This is a genomic window from Crenobacter caeni (genome assembly GCF_010435965.1).
Lineage (GTDB): Bacteria > Pseudomonadota > Gammaproteobacteria > Burkholderiales > Chromobacteriaceae > Craterilacuibacter > Craterilacuibacter caeni.
In genome coordinates, this window is sequence record NZ_JAAGAA010000027.1 from 1 (window position 1) to 7,281 (window position 7,281).

A 7,281-nucleotide genomic window follows, 5' to 3' on the forward strand; every position below is an offset into this window, starting at 1 on the left:
CCATCCCGAACAGGACCGTGAAACACCTTAGCGCCGATGATAGTGTGGCATTCGCCATGTGAAAGTAGGACACCGCCAGACGCCCCATCCGCAGACCCCCGACTCCATGAGTCGGGGGTTTTGCTTTTGCGGGAATCTCCGGATAGACCCTGATCGGCATGCTGATAAGATGTTGGCATCTAACGAAAAGGAAAACCCGAGATGCCCCGTCCCTGCCCCGAGTTCATCCAGTCCCTGCAAGCACTGCTTGGCGATCGAGTCAGCCTGAGCGAAGCGATCCGCGCGCATCATGGCCACGACGAGTCCTGCCACCCTGACGCCTTGCCGGACGTGGTCGTCTTTCCAGAATCGACCGAAGAGGTGCAGGCCATCGTCAGGCTGTGCGCGCGCTTTGCGGTGCCGATGATCCCGTATGGGGTCGGCAGTTCGGTCGAAGGCCATACGCTGGCGATCCACGGCGGCGTCTGTATCGACCTGTCGCGCATGAGCCGTATCGTCGCCGTCGACGCGGAAGACTTGACCGCGACGGTCGAGGCCGGCGTGACCCGGGTGCGACTGAACCAGGAACTGCGCCATACCGGACTCTTTTTCCCGATCGACCCGGGCGCGGATGCGACGCTCGGCGGCATGGCGTCGACCCGTGCGTCGGGGACCAACGCGGTGCGTTACGGCACGATGCGCGAAAACGTGCTGGCGCTGACTGCGGTGCTGCCGAACGGCGACATCGTGCGTACCGGCTCGCGCGCGAAGAAGTCTTCGGCCGGCTACGACCTGACCCGCTTGCTGGTGGGGGCGGAGGGGACGCTGGCGGTGATCACCGAGGTGACGGTCAAGCTCTACGGGATGCCGGAGGCGATGGCGTCGGCGGTCGTCAACTTCGACAGTGTCGCCGGGGCGGTCGATACCGTGATCCAGGCGATCCAGTGCGGGATCCCGGTCGCCCGTGCGGAGATGCTAGACGCGCTGACCATGCGTGCGGTCAACCGTTACAGCAAGACCGACTACCCGGAACGGCCGACGCTGTTCCTCGAATTCCACGGCAGTGAAGCGGGGGTGGCCGAGCAGTCTACGCTGTTCGGCGAACTCGCCACCGCGAACGGCGGTGGCGAATTCGTGTGGTCGACCCGCGACGAGGAGCGCAACCGGCTCTGGCAGGCCCGCCACAACGCGTATTTTGCCGGGCTGCAGTTGAAGCCGGGTAGCCGTTGTATCGCGACCGACGTCTGCGTGCCGATCTCCCGCCTCGCCGAATGCATCGAGGCGACCTACCGCGACCTGGAGGCGGAGGAGATAGATGCGCCGCTGTTCGGTCACGTCGGCGACGGCAACTTCCACCTGATGTTGCTGGCCGACCCGGATGACGCGGCGGACATGGCGCGCATGAAGGCGGTCAACCACCGTCTGGTCGAGCGCGCGCTGGCGATGGACGGCACCTGTACCGGCGAGCACGGCATCGGCATCGGCAAGCAGCGCTACCTGGCCGCCGAAGCGGGGGAGAGCGCGCTGACGGCGATGCGCGCGATCAAACGGGCGCTCGACCCGGACAACCTGATGAATCCCGGCAAGATTTTCAGCCTTGCCGGGTAAGGCGGCTTAGCCGCGGAAGACGAGGTTGCAGGCGAGGCCGCATTTTTGCAGGCCCAGCTTGCGTTCCAGGTTGATCAGCAGCGGCGCCTGCAGGTTGGCGCGCAGGCTGCCGGTCTGGGCGTCGGCGGCCTCGTCGCGGTAGACCATCACCAGCGCGGCCAGCCGGGTGTCCGCGTCCGCGGCGAGCAGTTTGGCTTCGTCTTCGGTTAGCGCGAGCTCGTAGCGAACACCCAACTTGGCCGGATCGGCCAGGTTGAAGGTCAGTTCGGCACGGTCGAGCGACTGCAGCCAGTAGATGTTCGGTTCGTTCTGGCCGGCCTGGTGGAACAGCTTGTAGCGGGTGCACTCCTCGAACGCGGGCAGACCCTGGGGGAAAGTGATGATCTTTTCGGGGTCGAACTCCAGGTGACCCAGCTGCAGGCTTTCGAATTGCATGGCACGTTCTCCTCAGGCAAAGCCTTATTATGCCGACAGCCGTGGTTCGCTGGCGTATTGTCATTAGATTTGCCTTTAGAATATCGAAATGACTTCCCAGCCCTTGTACCCCGCACTCGAACGGGCTCTGCGCGAATGTGTGGTGGACAGCAAGCTCGGGCAGGCGCTGGCGCTGGACCGCCAGTGGCGATCCGGCGGCCTCGAGCGCCACGGCGAGCCCTGCCCGCACTTGCTTGATGTCGGGCGCCCCACGCGGCCGGCGCTAGTGCCGCCGCACACGCTGCCCCGCCGCAAGATAGGTAGCCGCGAGGGACACGCCGCCTTGCTGCACGCGATCGCGCATATCGAATTCAACGCGGTGAACCTGTCGCTCGACGCAGCATGGCGCTTTCGCGACATGCCCGACGATTTCGTCGGCGATTGGTTGCGTATCGCCGCCGAAGAGGCCGAGCACTTCGGCTTGCTTGCAGGCAGGCTCGCGGCGCTCGGCTACGCGTACGGCGATTTTGCGGCACATGATGGCCTGTGGAGCATGGCGGTTCGCACCGCGCATGACCCGCTGCCGCGCATGGCGCTGGTGCCGCGCGTGCTCGAGGCGCGCGGGCTGGATGCGACGCCGCAGATCCAGCGCCGCCTCGCGTCTATCGGCGACGCCGAATCGGTGGCCGTGCTCGACCGCATCCTCGCCGACGAGATCGGCCATGTGCGGGTCGGTAACCACTGGTTTAGCTGGCTGTGTGCGGCGCGCGGGCTCGACCCGTTGCCGACTTTCCGCCACCTGCTCGCCGAGTACGAGGCCGAGCGCTTTGCCGCACCGGCCAACCTCGGCGCGCGCCGCGCGGCCGGCTTCAGCGAGGCAGAACTCGCGCTGCTCGAAGATTTCGCAAACCCTGACCGGGAGTCACCCCATGCTTGACCGTTGGCTGCAGACCCTGCGCCGTCGTCGCCGTCTGGCGCTTTACCAACTGCTGCTGTCCACGCTGTTGCTGCTGGCGGGTAGTGTCGGCCGTTCGCTCGAACTGTCCGCGTGGTTGCCGGCGCTGATGATGTTGCTGGGCGTGGCCGGCCAGTTGCTGGCGCTGGTCGCCCTTTCGTCAAAACCCAGATCGTGAAAGGGTTTTGAAAACAGGCACTTGACCATGGGATTGGCCGGCCGGGGTGGTTGACGCCGCCTGCACGCGGCGTGATAATCGCCGCCGCATCCGATCAGACAGGCTCCACTTCGTGGGGCCTGTTGCCATTTACAGAGGTTTTCCATGGACGACCAGGCGTTTTTGCGGCAGCTCGAGAGCGGCCGTCTGCCTGCCGAAGCTTTGAACCACGAGGCGCGTCTGTACGCCGCGTGGGCGTACCGGCGCGGCTACCCGGCGCGCGAGGCGGCCGCCCGCTGCGCGCACGCGCTGTCGCGCCGCGCCTTGTCGCTCGGCCACGCCGACCGTTACCACCATACGCTGACGATGGCGCTGCTGTTCGTGCTGTACAGTCGCGTCACCGACAACCCGGGCCTGCTCGACGACTGGCACGCGTTCCGCGACGCCTGCCTCGACGTGCTCGATGGCGCGGCCGACGTCGTCGCCGCGCACTACTCGACCGAGCGCCTGGACGACGACTTTGCCCGCCGCGCTTTTGTAGAGCCCGACCGCCTGCCGCTGCCGACCAGCGGCCTCCTTCACTGAGAACCTGACGATGTTGAAAGCTCCCGAACTGCTGCTGCCCGCCGGTACCCTCGACAAAATGCGCGCGGCGTACGACTTCGGCGCCGACGCCGTGTACGCCGGGCAGCCACGTTACTCGCTGCGCGCCCGCAACAACGACTTCAAGCTCGAGGAGCTGAAGACCGGCATCGACGAGGCACACGCCCGCGGCAAGCTGTTCTTCGTCGCCAGCAACCTGCTGCCGCACAACAGCAAGGTCAAGACCTATATGGCCGACATGGCGCCGGTGATTGAGATGAAGCCGGACGCGCTGATCATGGCCGACCCCGGCCTGATCATGATGGTGCGCGAGAAATGGCCGGAAGTGCCGGTCCATCTGTCGGTGCAGGCCAATACGGTCAACTACATGGGCGTCAAGTTCTGGCAGAAGCTGGGGGTGAGCCGCATCATCCTGTCGCGCGAACTGTCGATCGACGAGATTGCCGAGATTCGCCAGGAGTGCCCGGACATCGAACTGGAAGTGTTCGTGCACGGCGCGTTGTGCATCGCGTATTCCGGCCGCTGCTTGCTGTCGGGCTACTTCAACCATCGCGACCCCAACCAGGGCACCTGCACCAACGCTTGCCGCTGGGACTACAAGGTGCACGACGCAGCAGCCGACGACGCCGGTGACGTGGTCGCGCAGAAGATCTCGTTCGACTTCAACCAGGCGCTGGAAGACGCCAACCAGCGTTTCGCCGCGTGCGGCGGTGCCGAGCGCCACCCGCTGGCCGAGCGCACCTACCTGATCGAGGAGGCCAACCGTCCGGGCGAGCTGATGCCGATCATGGAAGACGAGCACGGCACCTACATCATGAACTCCAAGGACCTGCGCGCCGTCGAGCAGGTCGAGAAGCTGGTGCGCATCGGCGTCGACTCGCTGAAGATCGAGGGGCGCACCAAGAGCCTGTACTACGTCGCGCGTACCGCGCAGGTATACCGCCAGGCGATCGACGACGCGGTCGCCGGCCGGCCGTTCAACCCGGCGCTGCTGGCCGACCTCGACGGCCTGGCCAACCGCGGCTATACGCCGGGCTTCCTCGAGCGGCACCAGACGCAGGACTATCAGAACTACCTGACCGGCCATTCCAAGGCCAAGCAAAGCCAGTACGTCGGCGACGTGCTGTCGGTCGACGCCGACGGCTGGGCGACGGTCGAGGTGAAGAACCGCTTCGCCGTCGGCGACCGGCTGGAGGTCATCCATCCGTCGGGCAACCGCGTGATTGAACTGACCGAGCTCTACAAGGGGCAGGAAGCGGTCAGCGTCGCGCCGGGCAACGGCATCCAGGTGCGCATCCCCGGCATGGTCGGACTCGAGCGCGCGTTGATCGCCCGTCTGTTCTGATTGCGGTTCGCATAAACGGAAGCGGCATCCCCGTTCGCGGGCGTGCCGCTTTGTCCTGTTTGGCGTTGCCCGACAGGGGTTTGCGGCATACAATCAAAATTGCATTTTTTCGCAAGCGAAAGCTATTTTTCGCTTCGTCGTGATTTATTTGGGGCATTTGAATGACAATTTCGCAGCTGATCAATGAACGGGTGCAGGCGGCGCTGGCCGCCGCCGGCGTCCCTGACGCGCCGGCCGTCGTGCAGCCGGCTTCCAAACCCGAGTTTGGCGACTACCAGGCCAACGGCGTGATGGGTGCCGCCAAGGCGCTCAAGACCAACCCGCGCGAACTGGCCCAGAAAGTGGTCGCCGCGCTCGACCTCGCAGGGATCGCCGAGAAGGTTGAAATCGCCGGCCCGGGCTTCATCAATATTCACCTTGCCCCCGAATATCTGGCCCGACGAAGCGAAGCAGCCCTCAAGGACGAACGCCTCGGTATCACCCTGCCCGAGAGCAAGATGGTGGTGATCGACTACTCGTCGCCCAACCTCGCCAAGGAGATGCACGTCGGCCACCTGCGCTCGACCATCATCGGCGACGCGCTGGCGCGCGTACTCGGTTTCCTCGGCCACAAGGTGGTCCGCCAGAACCACGTCGGCGACTGGGGCACCCAGTTCGGCATGCTGACCGCCTACCTGGTCGAGACCAGCCAGGCCGGCAACGCCGCGCTCGAGCTGAACGACCTGGAGACCTTCTACCGCAACGCCAAGGTGCGTTTCGACGAGAGCGAGGAATTTGCCGACCGTGCGCGCGAGTATGTGGTGCGCCTGCAAGGGGGCGACGAGGAGGTGCTCAAGCTGTGGCGCCAGTTCGTCGACGTGTCGCTGTCGCACTGCCAGGGCGTGTACGACAAGCTCGGCGTGATGCTGTCTCCGGGCGACGTGATGGGCGAGTCCGCCTACAACGACGACCTGGCCAATGTGGTCAACGAACTGTCCGAGATGGGCATCGTCACCGACAGCGAAGGCGCCAAGGTCGTGTTCCTGCCCGAGTTCGCCGACCAGGACGGCAACCCGGCTGCCTACATCGTGCAGAAGAAGGACGGCGGCTTCCTCTATTCGACTACCGACCTCGGTGCGGTCCGCTACCGTGTGCGCCAGCTGCACGCCGACCGCGTCATCTACGTGGTCGACGCACGCCAGAGCCTGCACTTCCAGCAGATGTTCGCGACCTGCCGCAAGGCCGGTTTCGCACCGGCCAACGTCGTGCTCGAGCACATCGCCTTCGGCACCATGATGGGCGACGACGGCAAGCCGTTCAAGACGCGTTCCGGTGGTACCGTCAAGCTGATCGAACTGCTCGACGAAGCCGAAGAGCGCGCGTACAAGCTGGTCGGCGAGAAGAACCCGGAGCTGTCCGACGACGAGAAGCGCAAGATCGCGCACGCGGTCGGTATCGGCGCGGTCAAGTACGCCGACCTCTCCAAGAGCCGCATGAGCGACTACATCTTCAACTGGGAGAACATGCTGTCGTTCGAGGGCAATACCGCGCCCTACCTGCAGTACGCGTACACCCGCGTGCAGAGCGTGTTCCGCAAGGCAGGCGAGTACGACGCCAACGCGGCCATCGTGATCAGCGAAGCTGCCGAGAAGCAGCTGGCGGTTCAGCTCGCGCAGTTCGAGGACGTGCTGGCGACCGTCGCCGACGGTTGCTACCCGCACCACCTGTCGCAGTACCTGTACAGCCTCGCGCAGCAGTTCTCGCGCTTCTACGAAGCGTGCCCGATCCTGAAGGCCGAGGGTGAGACCCGAGCCAGCCGCCTGCAACTGGCGGCGCTGACCGCCAAGACGCTGAAGACCGGCATGGGGCTGCTCGGTATCGAGGTGCTCGACGCGATGTAAGGCAGGGGTTTCCCGGTAAGGCCCGCGCATGGCGCGGGCCTTTTTTGTTCGTGAAATTTTTAAAAACAACGAGTTAGTGCATTTGTTTTTTGATTTTCCGTTTTTTTCGAGTTTTTTCACATCTAGCGCTTGACGCGATCCGGCCTGACCCGTATAGTTCGCCTCCTCAGCTGACGACGCAAACGAAACGAAGTCAGCACTGCTCTTTAACAAAACGAACAACCGATAGGTGTGAGTGCTTGGCGCAGCCAACACTTGCACTGCAAGAAGAAGGAAACGAAAGTTTCTTTGGACTTGCGTGCCAGAAGTACGAAAAAGTTAGAGATTGAACTGAAGAGTT

General features: G+C 64.3%; 7 protein-coding genes. 6 read left to right on the forward strand and 1 reads right to left on the reverse strand.

The window, feature by feature from the left end; translation table 11 throughout:
• Nucleotides 1–201 precede the first annotated feature (201 nt).
• Nucleotides 202–1,587 (forward strand): FAD-binding oxidoreductase, encoded by a 1,386-nt coding sequence (locus GZH52_RS16525; RefSeq protein ID WP_163318028.1) that lies wholly within the window; start codon nucleotides 202–204, stop codon nucleotides 1,585–1,587.
• Between the two features lie 6 nt (nucleotides 1,588–1,593).
• On the opposite strand, the gene fliW is transcribed toward GZH52_RS16525, so the two are convergent.
• Nucleotides 1,594–2,022: a flagellar assembly protein FliW gene (gene fliW / locus GZH52_RS16530; protein ID WP_163318029.1), complete on the reverse strand. Its 429-nt coding sequence runs from the start codon at nucleotides 2,020–2,022 to the stop codon at nucleotides 1,594–1,596.
• Nucleotides 2,023–2,110: 88 nt separating this feature from the next.
• On the opposite strand from fliW, the gene GZH52_RS16535 reads away from it, so the two are divergent.
• From GZH52_RS16535 to argS, 5 genes are all read left to right on the forward strand, one after another.
• Entirely contained in the window at nucleotides 2,111–2,938 is an 828-nt protein-coding gene (locus GZH52_RS16535) for a ferritin-like domain-containing protein (RefSeq protein ID WP_163318030.1), read from the forward strand.
• Nucleotides 2,931–3,134 (forward strand): hypothetical protein, encoded by a 204-nt coding sequence (locus GZH52_RS16540; RefSeq protein WP_163318031.1) that lies wholly within the window; start codon nucleotides 2,931–2,933, stop codon nucleotides 3,132–3,134. Before GZH52_RS16535 ends, GZH52_RS16540 begins: the two co-directional genes overlap by 8 nt.
• Before the next feature lie 144 nt (nucleotides 3,135–3,278).
• Complete coding sequence (locus GZH52_RS16545; RefSeq protein ID WP_163318032.1) at nucleotides 3,279–3,698, forward strand: hypothetical protein; 420 nt, start codon at nucleotides 3,279–3,281, stop codon at nucleotides 3,696–3,698.
• Between the two features lie 13 nt (nucleotides 3,699–3,711).
• A complete protein-coding gene (gene trhP, locus GZH52_RS16550; RefSeq protein WP_163318034.1) occupies nucleotides 3,712–5,061 on the forward strand; it encodes a prephenate-dependent tRNA uridine(34) hydroxylase TrhP in 1,350 nt (449 codons plus the stop codon).
• A 161-nt stretch (nucleotides 5,062–5,222) separates the two neighbouring features.
• Nucleotides 5,223–6,941, forward strand: a complete 1,719-nt coding sequence (argS, locus tag GZH52_RS16555; protein WP_163318033.1) for an arginine--tRNA ligase — start codon at nucleotides 5,223–5,225, stop codon at nucleotides 6,939–6,941.
• Nucleotides 6,942–7,281: the final 340 nt, after the last annotated feature.